Here is a 22,862-nt window from a genome sequence, read left to right on the forward strand (position 1 = left end):
TGAGATGGAGTCATTGGAATCCTTGTGGGCTAGCTTGCCTATATTTCGCTTCGTAACTTAGAGAACACCGCAAGGTCAATATATCTGCCTTTCTCAAACTCATGCTGCCGCAGTACACCTTCCTGTTGGAAATCAAGTTTATGTAACAGGTGAATTGACGCCTCGTTCTCCGGTTCAACCTTTGCTTCGATCTTGTTGAGCTGCATGCTTGTGAATCCAAAATGTAACACAGCACGGGCCACTTCCGTCATAACACCGCGGCCCCAGAAAGAGGAACGCAAATCGTATCCAATCTCTGCACGGTTATGTACATCTTCATAGTTCAGGAACCCACAGGTTCCGATCACTTTACGAGTTTCACGGTCTTCAATCATCCAGCGTAATCCCGTGTTTTCCTTAAAAATCTTCGTATACCAATTCATCTCACCCTGTGCATCCTCCACGGATTCAAAGGGAGTGAATGGCATATATTGAACCACAGCTTCATCGGAATATAACGCGAGCAGATCATGGCTGTCTCCAGCCTCGGCTGACCGGAGGATGAATCGTTCTGTCTGAATTAATGGAAATAGATCAAACCTAAATTGCTCACTCATGCGAGGTCTCCTTTGCAACATTCATTGTAGAAGTCCATTTTACTACACTTGCCTTCATCAAGCTTTTACTATTAATATGTTCTATTAAGGCATTACTATAGAAAAGGATACATAGGAGAGGACGTGCTATTATCACACAATCATATGACGTTATTATCGTTGGAGCCGGCTCCATGGGTATGAGTGCTGGGTATTATCTATCGCGCAGTGGATGCAAAACTTTATTAATCGATGCCTTTGATCCTCCGCATACGGAAGGAAGTCATCACGGGGATAGCAGACTGATGCGCCATGTGTACAGTGGTGGGCCTGACTATATTGCCATGGCATTACTTGCACAGAAGTTATGGCACGAGCTGGAGGAAACGACCGGAGACCAACTGTTTGTTCCTTCCGGTGTAATAAATGTGGTTGATCCGGAGACTCATTCCTTCCACAACCGATTGAGCCATGCAGATGATGCAGGTATTCGGTATGAAACGTTGCACGCAGCCGAGGTGATGAAACGCTGGCCAGGCATTACAATACCTGAACATTACGAGGGTATGTATGAGCCTGATGCCGGTTATCTGTATAGCGAACCCTGTATTCGTGCCTTCCGCAAGGCAGCCGAAACTCACGGTGCCACCTTGTTAACGCACACGCTTGTGGAGCATATCGAATACGGACCACATTCCGTGGCAGTTCAGACTTCAGGTGGTGAGACATACCATGCAAATCAAATCATCCTGACCGCTGGCGCCTGGTTTCAGACATTAAAACCTTTCGTGGATCTCCCCATTCAGGCAGTGCGTAAAACGGTTGGATGGTTTGATGCACCAGAAGCTTTGTATGGCGAGGCACACTTCCCTGGTTTTACACTGGCGGGAAAAAAAGGTACATATTATGGATTTCCAAGCATTGGCGGATCAGGTCTGAAGATGGGTCGTCATGATAAGGGCCAGGTGTGGACACCAGGAAGTACAATGGCTCCATTTGGTACGGAAGAAACGGACGAGGGGGATCTGCGCAGGCTGCTCGAACTTCATATGCCTCAGGCAGCTGGAGAATTGAGACGTGGTAGTGTGTGCAAGTATGAATTCACTTCGGATGAAGATTTTATTATCGACCAACACCCTGCCCATGAACGTGTGTGGCTCGCAGGCGGTTTCTCCGGTCACGGCTTCAAGTTCGCAAGTGCCATTGGGCAGATTCTATCCGACTTGGTGCAAACGGGGCACACGGATCAGGATATTAGCAGGTTCACCCTATCCCGTTTTCGTTAAGTACCAGCTGGGTGGATAAATATATGTATGTCTAAAATAGCTACTTTCCTTGAGGGTGCAGTGTTGCTTAGAGCACTGCACCTCCAAGAAAAAAGGACACGTAATAACGTTTAATTCATGCGTACTCACACTAATTAACTTTGACTAGGCTCCATTGCTGATTGGCCCCGCCATTGTCGGCCCACTGAATGGTTGAGGCACCCGCGGTTAGAGACCCTTGATTGATGTCAACCGTCAGGCCACTGTTTCGATTCGCAAGTACCACATATCCTCCCACATCAATTGGCAGCCATTGCTGATTGTTGCCCCCGTTATCCTGCCACTGAATCAGAGCGGCTCCGCCTTGTGTGGAACCCGAATTCACATCCAGCAAAAGCCCACTGCCCACATTGCGGATGTTGTAATATCCGTTACCTGCGGACTCCAGCTTCCACTGCTGGTTGGCTGCTCCATTATCATTCCACTGAATGATTGTTGCCCCACCCGTAGAAGAAGCACCGTTAACATCGAGTGCAAGTCCACTATTGCGGTTGATTAATTTGTAGATGGCCCCGGATTCATATCCTGTACCGCCATTGTAAGTTGCACCGGAAATGACGTAGGTTGTGACCGAATTGGCCTTGGCCGTAGCGGTAAAGGTTTTGTTTTGCACCGAAATATTGGTCAGTTGCTGCAACTTCTCCGTTGAAGAGGTCCGATATACTTGAGCAGACGTGCCTGTGTTCGTAAAACGACTGAGATCATAGGTTACCGTTGTATCCGTCGATTCCGAATTGGTTGTAACCAGTACTACTTTGCCGGAAGCTGCATCATAGGCTGCAAGGGTATTGGCATCACTCATGCCGATAATCTTGTACCCAGGACGAATAAATTTGCTGTAATTGCCCATGACATAATATTTTTGGTTCACGGTGTAACTGGTCGTTTGTGTATTGTTCAACACGTTCTTGAAAAATCCCCATCCTTCTGCACTATCGACGGCTTGCCAATACACCCATCCACTTGCGCCCATATTGCGAATATCCTTGAGGATGGTACGTGACATGGTAAGTCCACTTGCATCCCCGTCTCCATATTCCGAGGTCCACAGATGTTTGCCCGCAGACGTCGCTGTGTTGCGCAAAGCAGTACGATTGCTTCCGCCATACGTATGAGTGTTGATCTGAGTGATCGCTGATTTAACCGCATTACTGTAGCTGTTGAACGACACATTGGTATCATCGATACTGTATTCTTCCGGTGCGCTCAGCTTTGTGGACAGGCCCTTTGCATTCAACGAAGCTTGTACCTGACTCAGAATTGTGTTCTGATCCGCCCGGTCAAAATGCATGCCCTCCTGGTCATTGCCCTGCTTCCACCACGTCGAGATCGGTTCATTCAGCGGAGTTACGCTATCAAATGTGATCCCCCAGTTATCCCGAAAATGCTTCACAACCTCGGTTAAGTAATCGGCAAAATCATCGTAGTAATCAGGCTTGAGGTTGTTACCTCCATTGGCCGAACCGGACACATTGCCACTGATCGTCATCCAGTAAGGTGCGGAATTCGCAAAAGCTTCGATGACATTCACACCTTGAGCTTTGGCAGCTTGCAGCATATATCGTTGGTTTGCATCTGCATTCCAGTCATACACGCCGGGAGAAGGCTGGTAACCAGGAACGGCTTTGCGATATTCAAGGATATTGGACGATGGATTATCCCCGCCTCCAATGTTGTACCGCAGGATATTCAGCCCCAGTCCGGTATTCGCGTTGAACATTTTCTCCACATACTCATCCCGATTGGAATATTCTCCAACCACTTTGCCCCACCACGCGAGGGATGTCCCCCATCCTTCCATCGTCTGATATTGCTTCGATGGATCGGCAACAGCCGTGTAGGCTCCCGCAGCAGATACCTCTGTCCCCACACCCAAACTGCCTGTTAGCAGACTTCCTGCCAGCAACAGCGAGCTCATTTGTTTTAACCACTTCATCCGCTTCACTCCTTATGAATTTACACTTGCACTCCGATGTCAGAACAACTTTCCGATCGCTGTTATCCCCAGATTTTTAATTATTCTTAAAAAGGGGAAAATCCCGGGATAGCGTATGCTTCCGATGTAGCTTTCTTTCAGAAAGCTTTTAGGCGCACGCTTCGCTTCTTCAAGTTATTTCTGACCTCTCCGTTGTCGTGTAAATGTATATTTGTATTTTCCGGAACACAAACACCAATCATTGTCCGATCTCTCGGAAGGTCGCGTCTGACTTATCGAGTGCGTTAACGACAGCTTCCAATTTCAGCACATTATTATAATGTCTCAGATACAGGTTCGGGTTACTAAACGAGGTATACGATGTCCAACTAGCGTTAGCAAGTCCATTTACACGTTTGAACGTGGCATCATTTCGGAACGTAGTGCTGCCGTCATTTTTCACGAGTGTGACGCTGCCATTATTATTGCGCAGGAAATAACCCGGATAATTCATGGACTCAAACGAAATGCCTGTTGCATTCGACAGCCCGGGAACGATACGGAATTGTGCATCTTCCGCCGGACTGACACTCGCATCAATCCGTGCCTGATAGTTGTAGTGACGAATGAAGCTGCCAGGCACATTGAATGACTCCAGCTTGCGGATATCCCCCGGTTGTCCGGACTCTTTCAATACGGTCATATGCCGGACGAGTCCGGTAAGACCTGCAATCTCTTGTTTGGCACCCCAAGTCTGGAAGTTGTCAGCAGAGTCGCTGTAATAATATTTTTGTGTTGCATAGCCGTCAAAGTAGATTCGCCATGAACCATTATCCAGCTGAACAAGCGCCGGACCTTCCACCCAAGAACCCCAACCTGCCCAATCCCCTGTACCTTTAAAGGTATAAGGACCCGTTAGCGAGGTTGCTGTCGCATATTCAATGTATTTGGTGGTCTCGTTCTTGGTAAAAGCATGATAGGTTGAGCCTGTCTTCACGATAAAAGTGTCGATATAATTGGGAGCAATGCCTGCCAGTTCAGTAGGTGCAGACCATGAGGTAGATGTTAGATTACTACCTGAAGCTGTGAGTACATAAGGTTTGAAATTCTGATAGTTTCCTGGTGAGAGGGACACGATAATGTTCAGACTGCCGTTGCTGTCTTTGAACCATTCTGGTGCCCAGGTGTGTGCGATTGTGGTAGGGGTGGATAATGTAACGTTACGGACAAATGTCCAGTTTACCTTATCCGGGCTGGAGGCGATGCCGATGGTGTTACCCGACCAGTTCGTGGTGTAAACAACGTAATATAGACCATCTGTGTGCTTCATGATGCTGGGATCGCGGATCAGATCGGCCGGAGGTGTATAGGCTGGCCCTTTTAGCAAACCATAGTGGGTCGCATTATAGGATTCGTAGATATACATATTGGACTCACTTGTGTTCGTAAAAGCGGATATCGTATATACACTTGTTGCTGCTCTGGCTGTATTGGGGAATAACATCGTTAATAGAAGTAATGTTCCAAGCAGCAGAATCATTCCGGCCTTGAAACATTTGGACTTTCCTGCTCCTATTCCCTCTTCCTTCTTCGTCAACATTGGGTCATCTCCTTATTCATGAGTGATGAACAGAGGAATACCTTACTGTATTACCAATGACAAAGCGTACCTGGGACTGCCACTGATGAGCAACACCTCACGACTACCTGTTCAAATTCCAATTACATGAAGCATCACTCCCTTCACAGATCATGGATGAACACTTTTTATATATGTAAACGGTTACAATTAATTAAGCTACAAGTGTTACCTTAGTTCATTGTACAGACCCGGTCACCACAGTTCCCCCATTCGCTTAGCCTAATTCACTCCGCAAGACTGAATCCAAAGATTCACAAGCTCGGGTTATTTGACTAAGAAAATGAGGTATTGTGACTGTGGTAAAAGATGAAATGTTGCGTGCGACTCGAACTATCTCGATCCAGTTCTTGTTCTCAACCATAGTTGGATCGGTAAAACAGCTAGCGATCAATACACGAACTATTCCACCACAACCCACGGATAACGGGATAATGCGTCCAACAGGAATCGTACCCGTTCTGGTGTTCTGCCTTCTTCATCGAACAAAAGTAATTCATTCTCTTCCTGTAGCCATGCTACTGGAATTTTGTAATCCTCTTGAGGACCAATCTGCCAGTAACGGCCCAGATGATGTCCGTTTAGGTGAATGGTTCCTTTGCTCATTCCAGTCAGGCGAAGCATCAGGTTCACCTTATGGTGCTCGGAAATAGAAGGTTTCGCGAAACGCCAGCGGTACCAGACCGGCTGACCATACGATCCTCGGACTGGAGTATGATTGGATACAGGGTGAGACTTCTCACTCAATGTAGCACGATTAACCGATTCATTCGAGGTGTGGTGGGGCACCAGATTGGCAGTACAATTGCCACCTGTGGCGATACCAGGCTGTCCTGCACGCTGGATTGACCCCTGTGCTCCAGGATGGATCGATTCCTGTCCTACCTCGTAGCTCTCCCATTGTTGCGGAAGCAATGCATCCGTCCCTGCCATACGCCAATCCTTCAGTTCTCCCTGACTCGGATATGTGATCAGTTCCAGTCGATTCAGCGAAGAGCGGCTATACGGCATTTCCAGTGTATTCGTCTCTCCGGGCTTGATATACAAGGAGATGTCTAACGTCTGGAAGGCAAACCAATCCTGATATCCTTCCATCGGAACTTCGATACCATTGATACGAAGACCTTTACTCAAAGCACCCACAAGAATCGCCCGATCCATGCCATCCAGCGTAAAACTTCTGCTCAGAAGTGGCGCCCCATGTATAGAGTTCACCTCATCGAGATGCACAAGTCCACGCTCCATACGCCAATCCCGACGAATATCCTGAACCTTGCCATCCAGATACACAGCACCAGCCAGACCTTTGCTCTCACCCAAATACGGGGAGAAGTTCAATCTGCCCATATGCTGTACCAGAATCTGAAGTGTATTCTTCCCTTTGGCCACCTGCAACTGCACACCTGCTGCCCCTACCTGACGAACCAGTGCCTGCTGAACACCATTAACGATGATTCTGGCAGTATCCTGGATATCCGGCAAAATGAGGTTAGTGACCCCTTCGGTTGGACTCTCGAAATCACATTCGTACAATAGATAACCAAAATCTTGTCCGTATCGGGAAAAGTCTTCTGGTTGTCCACTCGCCGGACGCTGCTTCGCAGTTAACGTAACACGTGACAGTTCAGGAGAATCAGACAATGTCGGCGCACTCGGTAATGTCCACGGAAGCTGCTGCTGTTTGCCTGCAATAGGCTTCTCGCTGGTATAGAACTCGTGACCTGTTAACGTCCGTTCTCCATCGGTCCAGTCACCAAGCAGCGTAATTGTGCGATCTGGGTCAGTAATCATACCCTTGACCTGACCAGTTGGCAATACGTCCACGTCATCGAAACCGATCACATAACGTAGTCCCTTCTGATCTGTTGCTTCCAATCGCCATGTTCGATTCATCGATTCTTGATCCAGAATGACGAAACGGATCGGTGTGCCGTTTGCTTCCAATTGGATCATTCCCGGCTCTTGGAAATGGAACAGATCGAAGCGGTATACGTTCCTTGCTGAATCATGTTCAACCAGCACTTGCACCGTACTGCCCGTGACGTATAGTGCCCCGGCTTCCAGTTCGACAACTGAACGCTGTCCCGTAGCGGCCACGATGAACAGGGTCAATTCTCCGTTTATCATTTCATTGCCCGTAATCACCGTACCCGCAGTCAGGTATACGTGTTCAGCAACCTGTACTCGATCCAGCAACGGAACAATCTGTCCCGGATTCAGAGATACGGGAAGAGTACGGCCTTCTTCCAGTGTAATGTGCATCGTTTCGCGTTCATCCTTGTGACTCTCCAGGAACCAAATCTTCTGTTTGTTAGCTTGTCTGCCTCGTACAGATATGCCTTCAGGATGACGTACAACGATCTGTTCTTCTGGAATTTCCTCTGTTTCCATCAGAAGGGCCCCGAAAGCATGGACGAAATAGGACAAATTCTTGGTTACTGCATATTTCGGTGTCACCCGTCCATATTCGTTCAGCGGTGCATCATAGTCATAGGACGTAATCATGAAGATGTCACTGCTACCCATCGTTCTGCCGCCATATCCACCAAAGTTCGTGCCACCATAGAACATGTAGTGACTGATTCCGGTATACCCGGCACGCAGAATCTCCATGATACGTCTCTCCAGCAAAGGCGCTGTCTTCTGAATGGCCGAAGGCCCTCCCCAATTCTCGAACCATCCGGTCCAGAATTCCGTGACCATCTTCGGGGTATCCGGCTGTTTGGCTCGAAGTTTCTCATAATGCCCGTCAGCACCTGACCAGAAATTAGCCCCTTCAATCGTGCCTTCCGCCCCGCCAACGCAAGTGATCAGCGTAGCGTCAATGCCACGTTGCAACAATCCATCTCTCAGCGTATTCATATGGTCACTTGCAGCAGCGTCATCCATCAGATACCCGTATTCATTCTCCACCTGAACCAAAATGACCGTGCCTCCAGCGGACAGCTGGCGCTCCCGAATAATCGGCACAAGCTGGTCAAAATACAAATTCACATAGTGCAGATACGTCTCATTATTTTCCCGGAATTTCATGCCGTCCTTCGTACCAAGCCAGTATGGGAAACCGCCAAAATCCCATTCCGCACAGATAAACGGACCCGGACGCGCGATAACCCACATGCCCAATTCTGCGCACAAATCCAGAAACGCGCCGCAATCGTTGTCCCCTTCAAAAGACCACTGTCCTTCTTCCGGTTCATGCACATTCCATGCAAAGTAGGTGTCGATGCAATTCATGCCTGCCAGCTTCGCCTTCAGCAGAACCTCACGCCATTCCTCCTTTGGCATACGGAAATAATGGATCGTGGCACTGTTCAGAAATACACGCTCTCCGTTTAGGAAAAAACTGCGTGCATCGTATGTTAATTCAGATAGAACACCATTCTCAGCCCTTGCGATGTTCTTCTCCTGTTCCTGCAGCAAAAGGGATGCTTTCTTTGTCAAAGTTATCCCCTCCTTCTCTTTATTGATATAAATTGAACTAAAATTATTTACACTGGCACTCCGATGACAGAACAACCTTCCGATCGCTGTTATCCCCAGATTTTTTTTGATTCCCTTTTCTCAAAGGGAAAATCCGGGGTTAGCGTATGCTTCCGATGTAGCTTTCTTGCAGAAAGCTTGTAGGCGAACGCTTCGCTTTTTCAGGTTTTTTCTGTCCTCTCCGTTTGATGTAAATGTTTAGTTCAACTTATATAGGTTCATATGTCCTGTAACTCTTTTAAAATATAAGGCGAAAAATCCGTTGAACTAAAAGACAATCTACACCAGCACTCAGATGACCGAACAACCTTCCGAGTGCTGCTATCAGTTCCCCTGCAACGTCACGCCTTCCAGTACAACGGTTGTGATGGAATTGTCAGCCGTAGGTACTTCCAGTCCGTTGGCATACACCGGAATGTCTTCAAGCTGTTCCATGTTCCGTTCCGGTGAAGTCTGATACACCTGAGCGGTGGCTGATTTTCCATACGTATACCCTGCCAGTTCAAACGCCGTTGTTCCCGCTGACAATTCATTACGAATCACCAGCACCAGTCTCTGACGTTCCGCGTCATAGGCAGCCAGTGTGCGTCCACCATCCGTTGGAATAATTGTCGCGCCGGGACGAATAAACTTTGTGAACTGGGCCATGCCGTAATACTGTTTGGTCATCTCGTACTGCTCTTCTCCGTTAAAATTGGCATGAATGAAACCCCAATTATTATTGGCGCCTTCATCTTCAACGGCCTGCCAGTATACCCAGGCGGATGGCTGCATGATTTTCAGATCAAACATGATCCGCTCCGCCAATTCTTGCACCGAGGTCATATCCTCATGACTGTGCGGCTCGCTGCCGCCGGTTCCGTACTCGGACATCCACAGCTTCTTGCCATGGCGTTCTGCCAGCGTGCGTAGCTCTTCCATTTTGCTACCATTATAGGAGTGGGTATTGATCTGCTCGATTACGTCCAGCGTGTCCTGATCATAGAGATTGAAATTAAACACCGTCTCATCAATGCTGTTATCGTCCGCGGCACTAATGACGGTTCCATCCAGTCCTTTGCTCTTCAACGATGCAGCAACTTTCTTGATAATCTCGGCCTGTTTCTCATTGGTAAAATGACTGCCTTCCTGCATATTGCCCTTCTTCCACCAGTCGGAGGAAGGTTCATTGAGCGGATTCAGTGTGCGGAAGGTGATCCCCCACTCGTCCCGATAATGCTTCACAACTTCGGTCAGATAATCTGCAAATGCATCATACTGGTCGTCACGCAGATTATTGCTGCCATCCACAGCTCCGGTAACGGATCCACTGATCGTCATCCAGTAAGGTGGTGAATTGGAGAATGCTTCGGCAATGTTCACGCCACGCTCCATCGAGCCTTGTAATACAGCCCGCTGACCTGCATCAGCATCCCAGTCCCACTCTCCAGGTTCAGGCTGGAAGCCAGGTACATCCCCGCCGGGACGAAGGGCTTTCATCTCCGGATTTTCCTCACCGCCAATATTGTAACGAACGATGTTCAGACCTAATCCTTTCTCCGGATCAAAGACCAGATCCATCACTTCACTAACCTTCGCCTGATCCTTCCATCCACCAAGATTATTGGCCCACCAAGCAAGTGACGTACCCCAACCTTCAAAATGATCATAGGATTGATCCAGCTTCAGACGTACTGGTTCCCCTTGGAACTCAAGTGTTTTGGATGATTCATTGGCAAAATGATTGATAACAATTCCTCCTCCTGCCAGCAGAGCAATCAGGGCGACACCCATGAGGATATAACTCCGTTTGCCTCTGCTGCGTTGTTCTTTATGCGCCATGGGCTATACAATCCTTTCTCCATGTACGTTGATGACTTCATTGACCTTGAACATCAAGTTCAGTACATACAATCACTACAGACACTTCGGTTACTTGATTCCGCTGCTTCCGCCGCTAATGTTGGCTTCATAGACATAACGTTGTCCGAACAGATATACCAACACCATCGGAATGGTGAGGAACAGGGAAGCAATCATCACAAGGTTCCATGGTGGCATCTGACCACCACCTACCGTAGTCAACAGCTGCACCCCGAGTGCCAGCGGCATTTTCTCCGGATCATTGATATAGATGAGCGGCCCCATGAAGTTGCCCCAGTTATAGGAGAATGAGAAGATCGCAATGGCCGCAAGTATCGGATAAGTCAGTGGCATAATGATCTTCCAGTAGATTCCCGGATGTCCCATACCATCGATCATGGCCGCTTCATCCAGTGATTTGGGAATACTCATGACAAACTGCCGAATCAGGAATACGTTGAACGCTCCGGCGAAGAAGCTCGGTACGATCAGCGGGTAGAATGTATTAATCCAGTCCAGATGACGGAAGATGATGAACTGCGGTACCATCGTAACCTCACCCGGAATCATCATCGTACTGAGCAACACAATAAACAGGAAACGGCTTCCTTTTGCTTTGATTCGGGCAAAGCCGTAGGATACGATCGAAGCTGATAATACCGATCCGACAATCGTAAAGACGGTAATGATGACCGAGTTTTTGAGATATGTTCCAAGATTATTATTCGTAAAAATCGTATAAAAGTTCGACCATTGGAACTCCATTGGAACGAAGGTAAAGGCTGATTTGACGGTTGTTGCGTCACTTGCCAGTGCAATAGAGATCATGTACAGGAAAGGCGAAGCAAGCAGCACCCCGACCAGAATCAGAAAAATATAGGATATCGTCTTCTCCACAGTGGATGGATTACTCATTGGCTTTTCCCTCCTCGTAGTGCACCCATAGCGCCGATGAACGGAATACAACGAGTGTCAACACCATGATGATGATGAATAATACCCAAGCAATCGCCGATGCATATCCCATTTTGTAGAATTGGAACGCATTCTGGAACAAATAGGGAACAACCATCTGACTTGAATTGTCAGGTCCCCCGGCAGTTACGATGAATACCTGCGCGAAGGTCTGGAGCGCTCCGATCATACCAGTCACGAGATTGAAGAAAATGACGGGAGTCAGCATTGGGAATGTAATATGGAAGAACGATTGTGTACTTTTCGCCCCATCGATGGCAGCGGCCTCGTACAGCTCCTGTGGAATGCCTTTCATCCCTGCAAGCAGCAATACCACGCCACCACCCACACCCCATAAGGACATGAGAATCAATGCAGGCTTAACCCAGTTGGGATCAAGAAGCCAGGCAGGACCCTGAATACCGAAGATCGCAAGTGCCTGGTTGATCAATCCTTCCGTCGGCGCAAGCAAGTGGATGAAGAGCAATGAACTCGCAACCACCGGAACAACGGAAGGCAGATAGAACAGAATACGGAAGAAGGTGATACCTTTGATTTTCTTGTTGAGGTAATATGCAATCCAGAGCGAGATCGACATGCCCAGCGGAATGGATATCAGCGCATAGAAGAATGTATTGCCGACGGATTTCCAGAAGATCGGATCATCGGTCAATAACGTTTTGTAATTGTCGATACCGATGAATTCAGGGGACTGGAACAGATCCCAATTCGTGAAACTCATATAGATGGAAAACAGGATCGGACCCAGAGTCAGCCCCAGAAACCCGATCAGCCAAGGCGAGATGAAGATGTAGAACCATTTCCCGTCCTTTTTTCTCACGTTAAGCCCTCCCATGACGCAGAGAGCAGATGGAACCCGCATTCACGTCGATTCCACCTGTTCTGCTGTCGCTGCTATTTGTGCATGTTCAGAAAAATCCTCTATTTGTAGAGTCTTTCCAGTCCACTCTGAATTTCGGTTACGGTATCATCAAGCGAGGCTTTGTTGTTGAAGTAGACACCCAGCTTATCGTTAATGAGCTTCATCATTTCGTTCCATTGCGGGTTGAATGGTTCCGCATAGATCGTCGATTCACTGAACGCAGCCATGTTGATTTTTTTGCCACCATATTCGGCATTGAGGAATTCATCACTGGAAAGACCTGCTTTGGTTGCAGGAGCATCCTGACCGGCTTTGACCATTGGCATCTGTGCTTCCGGTGTGGTCAGTGCTTCGATGACTTTGAATGCTTCTTCCTTGTGTTTGGAAGCGTTGGTAATCGTTAACCCGTTAAAGAATGCGTTCGTCTCACCCCATACCGGAGAGATATCCCAATTAATGCCTTCCACCTTGGCAAGTGAACCGATGTTCCAGAACCCTGTCGTTTCCATGGCGATCTTGCCTTGAGCGAACAGCGGATCAGCTCCAATATTCCCCATGTCGGCAATCTCGGTTGGCGTTGGTCCCGCACCGTGTGTGAAGGTCAGATCATTCATGAATTGTAATGCTTTCCGCACAGGCTCTGTATTGAAGGTTGGTTTGCCGCTCTCATCGAACAATGAGCCACCGTTCTGGTAGATCAGCTGCATCCATTGCGGCCACCAGCTGCCAGGGTAGTAACCCCATTGAGTCGTCTTGCCGTTCTCCTTCACCGTCAGCTTCTGAGCTGCCGCCATCAGATCGTCCTGCGTCCAATCTTTGGTTGGATATTCCACCCCAGCCTTGTCGAACAGATCTTTGTTATAAAAGAGGACCATCGCGCCTGCCCGATCTGGCAAACCAAATTGTTTGCCATCATACTTCATCAGGTTTGCGATATCATCGGAATAACGCTCGGACATGTTCACATTGTTCGCCTGAATCATGTCATCCAGCGGTATAATCTGATTCTTGGAGGCGTAAGCCTGATAGTTCTCGGCAATCATCATGATGTCCGGTGCCGTTCCCCCGGCGATCATGGTCTGTACCTTCTGGTCATAATCCCCTGCAACCACGTTCAGCTTCACGTTAATATCGGGATACGTCTGTTTCACAATGTCGAGTCGTTCCTGATAAATCTTCTTCTCATCCTCCGAGCCCCAGATTGTCATGCTCAAATCAACCTTGCCACCGGACTCGCCGGAAGAACCGTTTTTACTCCCGCTGCTACAGGCTGTCAGACCCATTACCATGACCAGCATCAATAACGAAATGACCTTTAGACTTCTTCTCATACGTTACGCCCCCTTGATATAATGAATGGATGACTACACTGAAACCCGTTTCATGAAATGGGTTTCATTAAGCTGAAACATAAAACCCGTTCCACTTTATGAAAGGGGTTTCATTCACGCACTCATTATATTTCACCCTTCGAGGAAATGTCAACGCTTTCTTTTCCAATTACAGGCCCCTTTATCTTGCAGCAGGTCCTGTACTTTGACGCACAATCAGCTCCGGTTGCAGAATGATCTGCTTCTTCGGTTTGCCTTGGTTAATCAACTCATGCAGCACATCCACAGCCTGTTTGCCAAGCTGATACGTGTTCTGGGATACGGTTGTCAGTTCCGGTATAACGGCACTGGCGAGCGGTGTATCATCAAAACCTACAATGGATATATCCTTCGGAATTGAGAGCCCATGCTCAATCGTCGATTTGATGGCGCCAATCGCTGTATTGTCATTGACACAGATAACTGCGGTAGGTGGATTGTCACGATCCAGCAGTTTGGACATCTCCCGTTTGCCGTCGTCGATGGAGAAGCTGCCGAGCAGTTGCCGTTCTTTGGGTATTTCGAGCCCATGTTCCCGAAGTTTCTTCTGCACAGCTCTGACCTTGACCATGGTGGTGGATAACTCTTTCAGGCCGCCAACAAAGGCGATATCGCGATGCCCCAGTTCAAGCAAATGCTCCGCTGCAAGGGCTGCCCCTGCACCTTCATCCGTGTACACCCGGTGGAACCCGCCTTTGGCAATATTGCCATTGACCAGCACGATTGGCATACGTTTGCCCATATCAATCAATTCCTGCGCCATGTCATCCGGACAGACCTGCATGTTAATACGCCCGCCGAGAAAAATAATCCCGTCTACCCGCTTCTCTCGTAGGATGGACAAATATTCAGATTCCCTGTTATAGTCGCCTGCGGTATTACACAGAAAGAAGGTATACCCCAATCCGCGAGCCTCATTCTCCGCGCCCCAGAACACTTCCGGGAAGAAGGGATTGGTAATGTCCGGCAGGATGATGGCAATAGTGCCCGTCTCTTTCTTGATCAGACTGCGCGCCTGCGCGTTGGGCTGAAACTGGTGTTTTTCAATGATGGACATAATCTTCTCTCGGGTGCTTGCACGCACAGGTGCCGTATCATTCAGTACCCGGGAGACCGTCGCTACAGATACATTTGCTTCTTTGGCGATGTCGTATATGGTGATCGGTGTCATAGCGGAACCTTCCTTTTTCTCTAATTTTCCCTATTTTCCCTGCTTATCATACCAGATAAGGAATGGCGATGAAATGGGTTTCATTGACGGGCGAATGATTTCACACTGAACCCATAGAAATTCCGGGTATAACATTCATACGTTAATTATTCTTTGCATTACGCATTAGCGTCAATATATACAGGACATGTTTGCTTTTCTTTATTTCACCTTCTAATCTGCGTTTATGGTCCATATATTAAATTGTAAGCGAATTCATTGGAGATTAGAGGAGTGTGAACAACGTCATGATCATTCAAGTCAGTCCGCTGGCAGAAGCAAGACTTACTGAAAAGCTGGGAGATCGACCAGGCTATTTCAAATTGTTTTATGATACCGATGGATGCGGTTGTGACGGAATTGCGGTACTTCTGATCTTAAACGAACCGGATAGCGATGATGTTACCGTAGAAGCGGGGTCGCTTCCCTTTGTAATCAACAAACAGCAGCAGATTTACTTTGAACCCTCTCTGCGTCTGCAATCCGAGCACAGTTTCCCTTCATTCCGACTGAGCAGCGATTCCATGATCTATGGCAGTAATGTCAAAGTCCATGATTTACGAGATACCGCAGACGTAGCCCCTCAGCCCACTGGATGGTTTGTACGATAAACGTTGAATTAGCACTATAATCAAAACCTCCCAAGCCCAGATGTCATGCGGGACGGGAGGTTTTTTATCATTTCTAATGAGTTTATTAGGCATTATTTTCGTAAACATTTCATGTGAGCTAACGTTTGTTGTCAGTTAAATATTACTAAGATTACTTCACAAGAATTTCAATTGGGTTCATGGTCATAGAGATATCCGCGGTCATATCCACAATGAGATTTTGTTTCCCTTTTTTGGTTACTATAAACTCATCTTCAACCTCAACCACTTGACCTGACTTAAACTCAGTTACATATCCCACATCCGCATAATTACGCTGCTCGTTACTACCGGAGAAGGAAAAACGAATTATAGGTTTTCCATGGGTTACTTCAACAAGTTTAATACCTGTATATTTTAATGTTCCTTTTACTTTCAATATCTCACCCGTACTTAAAACTGTTGGTGTTGTTACTTCGAGAATAAAATCAGATGTTACTACACGTTCAGTAATTGTATCTTCATTTTTTTCGGTTGATGAACATCCAGCTATTATCATGGATACCACTAATACCAACATTAAGATGCTATTACTCATTTTATTAATTTCATATCACCTCTTTCATACTCTAACGAATGATGTATAGAAAGGGTTGCTCAATTTGTTCCTTGATTCTCCTGAACTATCGTTTACTGTTAGTTCAATCATATATCACACGAATTCAATTAACTTCCTATCTATTTCTGCGATATCACCAATTTCTGATGTACCATCCCAAAGGATAATTGAAGAAGCTTCATCGTTTTCAACAAAATCATCAAGTTGGCACAATTCACCCATGAACAGAGCTCCATACTCTGTCCGTTCAGGTCCATGATAACTTGGCTGGAGTCTAAACTTCATTAGCCCTTTGAATTCAGCCGAATTAATATTTTGATTGGTTTCCTCAAACAATTCTCTAATTACACATTGCTTCGCATTCTCTCCAGCTTCAATAATACCACCTGGAAGTTCCCAGTTGTTTCTCCACTTATTATGCATGAATAGATACTTCCCTTCGCACTTCACCACAATTAGAGCATGTGTTAGTGGAGCATCCAGTGTGCTTGTAATGACCTTATCGTACTCGATACGAATAAATTCCAAAAAAATGTTACCTCTTGAATCTGTCATGATTTCCATTTTTACGCCTACATTTCTTTTGTAAAAAAAACGCACTAGACCTAAGTCCTGCGCGTTTTACCAACTTCCGTCTAATAAAGTATTCACCTTTGATTCATGGTCTCTCTGTGCGCCGTTTTGAAATTTGATGTGAGAGAAGAAGGGAATAAGTAGAATAATATTGAACAACTACATAATCATTAAAATAATCGATGATATAAATGAGGTTGGCAAAATGAATAATGATAGAAACTGGACAGTTTTATTTATTGGTGGAGCATCAGGAATAGGTAAATCAAGTATTGCTTATGAGATTGCTCGATATTATGGTGTGAATGTCTTGGAAGTAGATGATGTTCACCTATCCGTAAAAACAGTTACAACAAAGGAGCATTTTCCTGTAATTCATTATTGGGATTCTGATATAGATAGGAAATACTTTGGAGTTGACGGCACGGTAAACTGGCTGATTGATGTCAGCAAAGAAATGGTTCCAGTATTAAAAGAGCTTGCAAACCGGCATATTGAAGATAAATTACCTATCATTATTGAAGGCGATTTTATCTATCCCGAATTAACATTATCTTTTGATAACCCACAGGTGAAATCAATATTTGTACATGAATCAGATAAAAATCAAATAGTGCAGAATTTTTTAGCAAGAGAAGGTGGCAAATTACAACATGATAGAGCTGAAGTAAGTATTTCATATGGAGATTGGATAGCAGATACCTGTAAGAGGAATGGAATTGAATTGATTGAATCAAGACCTTGGAATACTACTTTAAAAAGAGCAATAAAGTGCTTATTGTAATACGGACATTAGGATAAATTGCTTATTGTAGCTACATGGAAATTAATGGAACTTTTTGAACTAAACTGCCCATTAGTTGAATAAAAGCAGCCAATCAAAAATGATCGGCTGCTTTCTTTGTTTTATTGAGCTAACGTTTTCAGCTAGCTTAAGAGTAATTCACTTTTTTAATTGAGTCATCTTTTTCAGGAGTACCGCAGTGCAAACAGATATAACACTGGCTAAGTATAGAAGAGCATATGCTATGGCAGCATAATATGTAAGTTCAGCTTCAATATCGGAGCTTGTAAGAAGCAGAATAATGGAAAAGCCAACAACAAAAACCACAGTACCTAACAGCACATTTTTAATTCCTTCTTTCACATACTCACCTCCCAGGGATTTTTGACAGTTCCCGACCTGCTATTTTAGCATTTATAATTTTTCCTCCCTTAGGCTATTCTCGATTGTGATCTAGCCCTTTCCCAAAACAAGTTTTTTGGTTGTATGATTCGAAAAATTCGGAATGAATATCCAGTGTTTTAATAGTGAGTAGATATCCATTTATCGTTTTAGTAATCATTTCAATTTCAGATACATTGTATGAAGTTATATCCATTTTCGAAATGATCACTTGCTTACTAAGCACTTTTGATAAAGAAGAGGTAATTTGTTTCTTTACATCGTCATTTAAACTTTCAAACTGGAGTACAAGGTTTTCAAGGTCATCCTTGCTATCTTTCATAAAACTGTGGGATTGGATAGCACTATGCTTTGGAGATGAAGACTTGATAGCATAAATCTCAATGATGTCATCCATATTAAATTTAAAGTTTATACCTTCTTCTGTTTCAACAATTAGGTAGCCTTCCTTTAATCCTTTAGCAACACCACGGAAAAATTCATCTCGATTATTAACTTTGAATACTACAGAATGTTGTTCTTTAACTGTCATCTCAATAAATTGTCTCTTATTCATCATATTATGCAATGTGCTCCCCTCCCTTTTAAAGATAAAGTATTCTATATGAGATAGTACATTATTCCATTGTCCTTACACTAACCTGTCCGTTAGTTCAATAAGTTAGATGAACAGTATCGTCCGGGTCTGAACCAGCTGATCCCCATACTTCCCCTTCAACGCGATAACCGCCACCACTCCATTGAAGCAAGTAGTCTCCAGTACTCATACCCTGTGTGAAACCTTCTTTACTATTTATCCAATTCAAAGATTCCCCGGGAGCAATCGTTCTAGCGAAATACAATTTACTAGTATCTAAGTGCGTTAAACTAACATTGACTTCATGGCTACTATTGTTCTTCATAAGCAGTTTTATGTGTACAAATTCCGGATTTACGGAAAAGGGTTGCTGTACCGTTGCGCCTCCAGAAACAATATAGTGGGAGGGCTTGCTCTCTTGTTCGCTTAAAGAATTAGAAAGGGTTGCACTTTCGGACTTGCTTGATAATACACCAGATTTTGGAGTAGACATATTCTCATGAGTTGGACTTGTTGAATCACAGGCAGTTACGGTCGCTGTTGTTAACGCTAATGCTACAATAGTAAAAAATAGTCTCTTTTTCTTCATTACTTCATTCCTCGTATTCTTTTATTAGTTATTCTAAAAACCTATAAGAAGTTCCTCGTTGTTAACAACGCTATCAATCAATAAAAGTTACACCTGTAATTCACAAGATGGCATTGAGTTACCTTCCCGTTGCTGAACAAAAGCAGCCGATCAGGTTGATCGACTGCTGTCTGAAATTTATTGAGTTACCGTATACTTTTAGTGTAACAAATGACGACTGATAGCATTTGACACTTCAGTCATCGAAAACCGAAATGCTTTTCAACTTCCAATAACATCTGATCTTTATTGGACTGAGATGTTCTCATAAACCATTTTAATTGGTACTGCTCTGCTTGTTGCAGGTAATGATTCGATGCTCGAACCACCGTGTTTAATGTTTCGTCCCGTGCACGTTGTGGATCTGATAAATTAGGGAACACATCCTCCATGCCTCTCAGATGATCTCGATCCAGATACTCCGCTCGAATTAGGCCATCTTCTGCAAACATATAAACAACGCGATTGGGGTTAACAATCTCCCTTAGATAAGCAGGTTCCATAAAAGTATCTACTACGATTGGCTTCTCTTTCCCCATCTGTAACAAATCCAAAATAATAAACTCAACGCTTTCATCAAACACTGAATTCAACCAGTGACTTCTATCGTTCCCACGCCCTAAAAAGAACCATTCCCAATCAATGAAGTGTCGCAAAATTGCTGGATGATCCTGCGGATTAGCCTTTTTTTGATAATCGAAAGTGTGGTCATCTGAGGAATAATAATTCATATCCCATTTTGAAGAAAGTAACTTTGTCATCGTGCTTTTGCCGCCACAAGGGCCTCCACATATCCAATAAACGTGATCTAAATATTGTCTTAATAGTCGGTCTGAAATTTTCATTATACAAATATCCCCCTTGTCTAAGATTATTTCTCAAAAGGGAGCACGTCTATTCTTGTTTGCACTAAATGTCCAGGTCGCTGGCATTGCCACACCGCCTTTCCGAGCTTAATTTCTGATAAATTTATTCCTCGGAATCGCTTTTCAAAATCACAACTAATGATCTGTATACTGCAAAGCGTGAATCGGTGTACCTTTAGTGACTTCACCTGTCAATGTATTGATTTCTAGTGGCTCTACTAAAACCTTCCATCCATTTTCGCTTTCGAAAATTTTATACGGGAGTGGTGGTGACTGTTCGTAGTCTTGTCCTGCATACTTTTGAACTACATAAAATTGAACTTCATCCGTGTTGATTTGTTTGCTTTCCACAATTTCATATCCTGTAGTTGGATTGGTTTTAAAATCCTTCACATATCCTTCTTCACGACTTTTCTCATCCAAATAATTGGTATCTTTAGAATAGAACATCATTCCTTCAACATCCCTAGCAATGTAAGCCTGAAAGTACTCCGTTGCCGCTTCCATCGGAGTTTGGGCTACGACTCTTTCCGCAGTAGTAGTCGATGCTACTAAAATAGAACCAGCAACAACACTGGCAAGTAAAAGCAATACTAATCCTTTTCGTTTCATGGATTGAGAACTCCTTTTTAGTGATAGAGTTGATAGAGTTGGTAATAGCGATCAAATTTTCTTTGAGATCTATTTAGTATAACGCATCGAATTATTGGAAAGTTTTTATATTTATGAGAAATATGTTTACATCTATCTTTTAGCCTCTTTATCCAAACACTTCTTTACGCCCACCTAACTTAATGTTAGATTTTATAACATATTATTATGAAAGCGAGTGGGTTGAAGATGGATCTGCAACAGTTATTGAATATCCCCATTCTCTCCAAAGCAAAGGTTATTGCAGGACATCGCGGACTAGATCGCTTGGTGCAATCAATTAATATTATGGATGCGCCAGATATTGTCCAATTCCTGAAGGCGGGAGATATGCTGCTGACCAACGGTTATATCTTGAAAGAGCGTCCTGATGCTCATCTTGCATTCATTACAGACATGCATACTATTGGCTGTGCGGCGCTTGCTGTCAAGACTCAGCGTTTCTCTCTTGAATTATCTCCGCAACTGCTTGAGACAGCCGACAGGCTGGGCTTCCCAATCATCGAACTGTCTGAGATTGACAATACACTCGGTGAGATATTTCAACATTCGATTAGTGCCATCCTTCAGAATAAAACCCATGAGCTACATTATGCCTTGTCTATTCACAAGCAATTTTCCACGATGGTCATGCAGGGAAAAGGCATACCATCCATCGTAGATACGTTGTCTCAACTGCTATCCTCACCTGTACTACTGCTTGGTTCGAAGAAGCAGATTACGGCAAGCTCCCATTATGCACAACAGATGGATGACCTGTCTCTTGCCGCGCCCATACTGACATTTATAGATGAGCACCCTTCCTTCCACACCGCAATCTCGATCTGCCTGCTTACTGCTGATAAATATCGACACGCCGAGCTTCATCCCATCTTCACGGATCGGCACGAGGGTTATTTGATCGCACTATACGACAGTTCCGCAACCTCTAAACTCTCCACTCTGGCACTGGAGCAAGCCGTCAATGTGATCGGTCTCGAGTTAACCAAGAATCAAGCCGTCAAGGAGCGCTCCCGCCGTTACAAAAATGAATATTTCTCCGATCTCATTCAGGGTTTCATTCGTTCGGAACAAGAAGCGCTGCATCGCGGCAAGAAATATGGGCTGCAAGCCAAAGGAAGTTCTGTTCTCATCGTTGCCAAAAAGGATGAATCCTTAGCGGGCATACCTAAGCAGAACTCTACTCCCTCTGGGGAAGAGCGATTCATCTCGGAACGAGACGCTAATTATGAGCTGATTAAACAGGAATTCGCCAGATTGGATCTCTCCTTTGTCATGTTTACTAAGAACGACCAGTTCGGCATACTCGTCTTTTTGGCTGAAACGTCTTGGGACGAACACACCGTTGTTCAGCAGCTTGAGCGGATGGCGATCAATCTGTATACAGAGTCGCAGCTCAGCCTATCCTTCGGCATAGGTAATTCCTACACGAATGTATTGGATATTGGACTCTCCTACAAAGAAGCAGTCAAGGCGCTCCAGTCCGGCTATCAGATGCGAAAGACCCGCTTCGCTCATTCCTATCAAACCATGGATATAAGCCGTCTGCTGCGCATGATTCCCCACGATGAGATGCTGCAGTTCCATCATGAAACCTTTAAGCCCTTCAACGACCGAGATCCAAACGAGCGCAACGAACTGATGAAAACCTTGTCCTCCTTCTATGAGAATCATTGCCAGATCGTCGATACAGCCAAAGAGCTCTTTGTACATCGCAATACAGTGATCTATAGGTTGGAGAAATGCGAGAAACTAACCGGCAGGAACATTAAGGACCCAATGGAGAGCCTTCGCTTCCGACTTGCCTTCGCACTTGAGTCCCTTTTGAATGTTAATCCAGCCCCTAGTGAAGCTAATCATACGTCTTAAATCGAGAACGTGTCATGTATAATGACACGTTCTTTTGTTTTCTTTTCATATTCAATTCACGTTCAATCTTCATTTGTGCATTTTAACTGATTTAATTCTATTTTTAT

At 45.1% G+C, this 22,862-nt stretch carries 20 protein-coding genes; 4 read left to right on the forward strand and 16 right to left on the reverse strand.

Going from position 1 to position 22,862, the window contains the following annotated elements:
* Positions 1-38: 38 nt before the first annotated feature.
* Positions 39-596 carry a GNAT family protein gene (locus MHH25_RS22410; protein WP_047843924.1) on the reverse strand — a complete coding sequence of 186 codons (558 nt, stop codon included), beginning with the start codon at positions 594-596 and terminating at the stop codon, positions 39-41.
* A 131-nt stretch (positions 597-727) separates the two neighbouring features.
* Between MHH25_RS22410 and solA the strand changes: the two genes are divergently transcribed.
* Positions 728-1,861 (forward strand): N-methyl-L-tryptophan oxidase, encoded by a 1,134-nt coding sequence (gene solA / locus MHH25_RS22415; protein WP_340020535.1) that lies wholly within the window; start codon positions 728-730, stop codon positions 1,859-1,861.
* Positions 1,862-1,991: 130 nt separating this feature from the next.
* Here the strand turns inward: solA and MHH25_RS22420 are convergent, their stop codons facing one another.
* From MHH25_RS22420 to MHH25_RS22455, 8 genes are all read right to left on the reverse strand, one after another.
* Positions 1,992-3,836, reverse strand: coding sequence for an RICIN domain-containing protein (locus MHH25_RS22420; protein ID WP_340018126.1), 1,845 nt, complete (start codon positions 3,834-3,836; stop codon positions 1,992-1,994).
* Positions 3,837-4,074: 238 nt separating this feature from the next.
* The gene (locus tag MHH25_RS22425; RefSeq protein WP_340018128.1) at positions 4,075-5,415 is read right to left on the reverse strand and encodes a glycoside hydrolase family 43 protein; all 1,341 of its coding nucleotides are present in this window, start codon (positions 5,413-5,415) and stop codon (positions 4,075-4,077) included.
* A gap of 441 nt (positions 5,416-5,856) precedes the next feature.
* The gene (locus MHH25_RS22430; protein ID WP_340018130.1) at positions 5,857-8,898 is read right to left on the reverse strand and encodes a beta-galactosidase; all 3,042 of its coding nucleotides are present in this window, start codon (positions 8,896-8,898) and stop codon (positions 5,857-5,859) included.
* Between the two features lie 363 nt (positions 8,899-9,261).
* Entirely contained in the window at positions 9,262-10,758 is a 1,497-nt protein-coding gene (locus tag MHH25_RS22435) for a glycoside hydrolase (RefSeq protein WP_340018132.1), read from the reverse strand.
* 90 nt (positions 10,759-10,848) lie between these two features.
* Positions 10,849-11,694 (reverse strand): carbohydrate ABC transporter permease, encoded by an 846-nt coding sequence (locus tag MHH25_RS22440; protein WP_017687022.1) that lies wholly within the window; start codon positions 11,692-11,694, stop codon positions 10,849-10,851.
* Positions 11,687-12,574 carry a sugar ABC transporter permease gene (locus MHH25_RS22445; RefSeq protein ID WP_017687021.1) on the reverse strand — a complete coding sequence of 296 codons (888 nt, stop codon included), beginning with the start codon at positions 12,572-12,574 and terminating at the stop codon, positions 11,687-11,689. The genes MHH25_RS22440 and MHH25_RS22445 overlap by 8 nt, the downstream gene beginning before the upstream one ends.
* Positions 12,575-12,675: 101 nt before the next feature.
* Entirely contained in the window at positions 12,676-13,947 is a 1,272-nt protein-coding gene (locus MHH25_RS22450; protein WP_076252824.1) for a sugar ABC transporter substrate-binding protein, read from the reverse strand.
* A gap of 181 nt (positions 13,948-14,128) precedes the next feature.
* The gene (locus MHH25_RS22455) at positions 14,129-15,157 is read right to left on the reverse strand and encodes a LacI family DNA-binding transcriptional regulator (protein ID WP_036617286.1); all 1,029 of its coding nucleotides are present in this window, start codon (positions 15,155-15,157) and stop codon (positions 14,129-14,131) included.
* 275 nt (positions 15,158-15,432) lie between these two features.
* On the opposite strand from MHH25_RS22455, the gene MHH25_RS22460 reads away from it, so the two are divergent.
* Positions 15,433-15,807 carry an iron-sulfur cluster biosynthesis family protein gene (locus tag MHH25_RS22460; protein ID WP_237177085.1) on the forward strand — a complete coding sequence of 125 codons (375 nt, stop codon included), beginning with the start codon at positions 15,433-15,435 and terminating at the stop codon, positions 15,805-15,807.
* A gap of 151 nt (positions 15,808-15,958) precedes the next feature.
* Here MHH25_RS22460 and MHH25_RS22465 read toward each other — a convergent pair whose 3' ends face one another.
* Together MHH25_RS22465 and MHH25_RS22470 are read right to left on the reverse strand one after the other, a co-directional pair.
* On the reverse strand, positions 15,959-16,366 hold the full coding sequence (locus MHH25_RS22465) for a hypothetical protein (protein WP_340018133.1): 408 nt from the start codon (positions 16,364-16,366) through the stop codon (positions 15,959-15,961).
* A 132-nt stretch (positions 16,367-16,498) separates the two neighbouring features.
* A complete protein-coding gene (locus tag MHH25_RS22470; protein WP_340018134.1) occupies positions 16,499-16,933 on the reverse strand; it encodes an NUDIX domain-containing protein in 435 nt (144 codons plus the stop codon).
* A gap of 250 nt (positions 16,934-17,183) precedes the next feature.
* Here MHH25_RS22470 and MHH25_RS22475 point away from each other — a divergent pair, with 250 nt between their 5' ends.
* Positions 17,184-17,762, forward strand: a complete 579-nt coding sequence (locus tag MHH25_RS22475; protein WP_340018135.1) for a hypothetical protein — start codon at positions 17,184-17,186, stop codon at positions 17,760-17,762.
* Between the two features lie 159 nt (positions 17,763-17,921).
* On the opposite strand, the gene MHH25_RS22480 is transcribed toward MHH25_RS22475, so the two are convergent.
* From MHH25_RS22480 to MHH25_RS22500, 5 genes are all read right to left on the reverse strand, one after another.
* Positions 17,922-18,125, reverse strand: a complete 204-nt coding sequence (locus MHH25_RS22480; RefSeq protein WP_047843932.1) for a hypothetical protein — start codon at positions 18,123-18,125, stop codon at positions 17,922-17,924.
* 73 nt (positions 18,126-18,198) lie between these two features.
* Positions 18,199-18,732, reverse strand: a complete 534-nt coding sequence (locus MHH25_RS22485; protein ID WP_076252829.1) for a hypothetical protein — start codon at positions 18,730-18,732, stop codon at positions 18,199-18,201.
* Between the two features lie 85 nt (positions 18,733-18,817).
* Positions 18,818-19,330: a pilus assembly protein gene (locus MHH25_RS22490; RefSeq protein WP_340018137.1), complete on the reverse strand. Its 513-nt coding sequence runs from the start codon at positions 19,328-19,330 to the stop codon at positions 18,818-18,820.
* Between the two features lie 239 nt (positions 19,331-19,569).
* Positions 19,570-20,214, reverse strand: coding sequence for a hypothetical protein (locus MHH25_RS22495; protein ID WP_076252831.1), 645 nt, complete (start codon positions 20,212-20,214; stop codon positions 19,570-19,572).
* A gap of 156 nt (positions 20,215-20,370) precedes the next feature.
* Complete coding sequence (locus MHH25_RS22500) at positions 20,371-20,847, reverse strand: hypothetical protein (protein ID WP_340018139.1); 477 nt, start codon at positions 20,845-20,847, stop codon at positions 20,371-20,373.
* Between the two features lie 228 nt (positions 20,848-21,075).
* Here MHH25_RS22500 and MHH25_RS22505 point away from each other — a divergent pair, with 228 nt between their 5' ends.
* Positions 21,076-22,755: a PucR family transcriptional regulator ligand-binding domain-containing protein gene (locus tag MHH25_RS22505; RefSeq protein WP_340018140.1), complete on the forward strand. Its 1,680-nt coding sequence runs from the start codon at positions 21,076-21,078 to the stop codon at positions 22,753-22,755.
* Positions 22,756-22,862 lie beyond the last annotated feature (107 nt).

Source organism: Paenibacillus sp. FSL H3-0457 (assembly GCF_037981725.1).
In the GTDB taxonomy this organism is placed as follows: Bacteria; Bacillota; Bacilli; order Paenibacillales; family Paenibacillaceae; genus Paenibacillus; species Paenibacillus amylolyticus.

Coding starts and splice junctions, on each gene's coding strand:
- MHH25_RS22500 (WP_340018139.1), bottom strand. CDS start 20,847: ATGAAACGAAAAGGATTAGTATTGCTTTTACTTGCCAGTGTTGTTGCT.
- MHH25_RS22435 (WP_340018132.1), bottom strand. CDS start 10,758: ATGGCGCATAAAGAACAACGCAGCAGAGGCAAACGGAGTTATATCCTC.
- MHH25_RS22410 (WP_047843924.1), bottom strand. CDS start 596: ATGAGTGAGCAATTTAGGTTTGATCTATTTCCATTAATTCAGACAGAA.
- MHH25_RS22420 (WP_340018126.1), bottom strand. CDS start 3,836: ATGAAGTGGTTAAAACAAATGAGCTCGCTGTTGCTGGCAGGAAGTCTG.
- MHH25_RS22475 (WP_340018135.1), top strand. CDS start 17,184: ATGAATAATGATAGAAACTGGACAGTTTTATTTATTGGTGGAGCATCA.
- MHH25_RS22505 (WP_340018140.1), top strand. CDS start 21,076: ATGGATCTGCAACAGTTATTGAATATCCCCATTCTCTCCAAAGCAAAG.
- MHH25_RS22450 (WP_076252824.1), bottom strand. CDS start 13,947: ATGAGAAGAAGTCTAAAGGTCATTTCGTTATTGATGCTGGTCATGGTA.
- MHH25_RS22490 (WP_340018137.1), bottom strand. CDS start 19,330: ATGAAGAAAAAGAGACTATTTTTTACTATTGTAGCATTAGCGTTAACA.
- MHH25_RS22455 (WP_036617286.1), bottom strand. CDS start 15,157: ATGACACCGATCACCATATACGACATCGCCAAAGAAGCAAATGTATCT.
- MHH25_RS22440 (WP_017687022.1), bottom strand. CDS start 11,694: ATGAGTAATCCATCCACTGTGGAGAAGACGATATCCTATATTTTTCTG.
- MHH25_RS22465 (WP_340018133.1), bottom strand. CDS start 16,366: ATGTTGGTATTAGTGGTATCCATGATAATAGCTGGATGTTCATCAACC.
- MHH25_RS22425 (WP_340018128.1), bottom strand. CDS start 5,415: ATGTTGACGAAGAAGGAAGAGGGAATAGGAGCAGGAAAGTCCAAATGT.
- MHH25_RS22495 (WP_076252831.1), bottom strand. CDS start 20,214: ATGAAAATTTCAGACCGACTATTAAGACAATATTTAGATCACGTTTAT.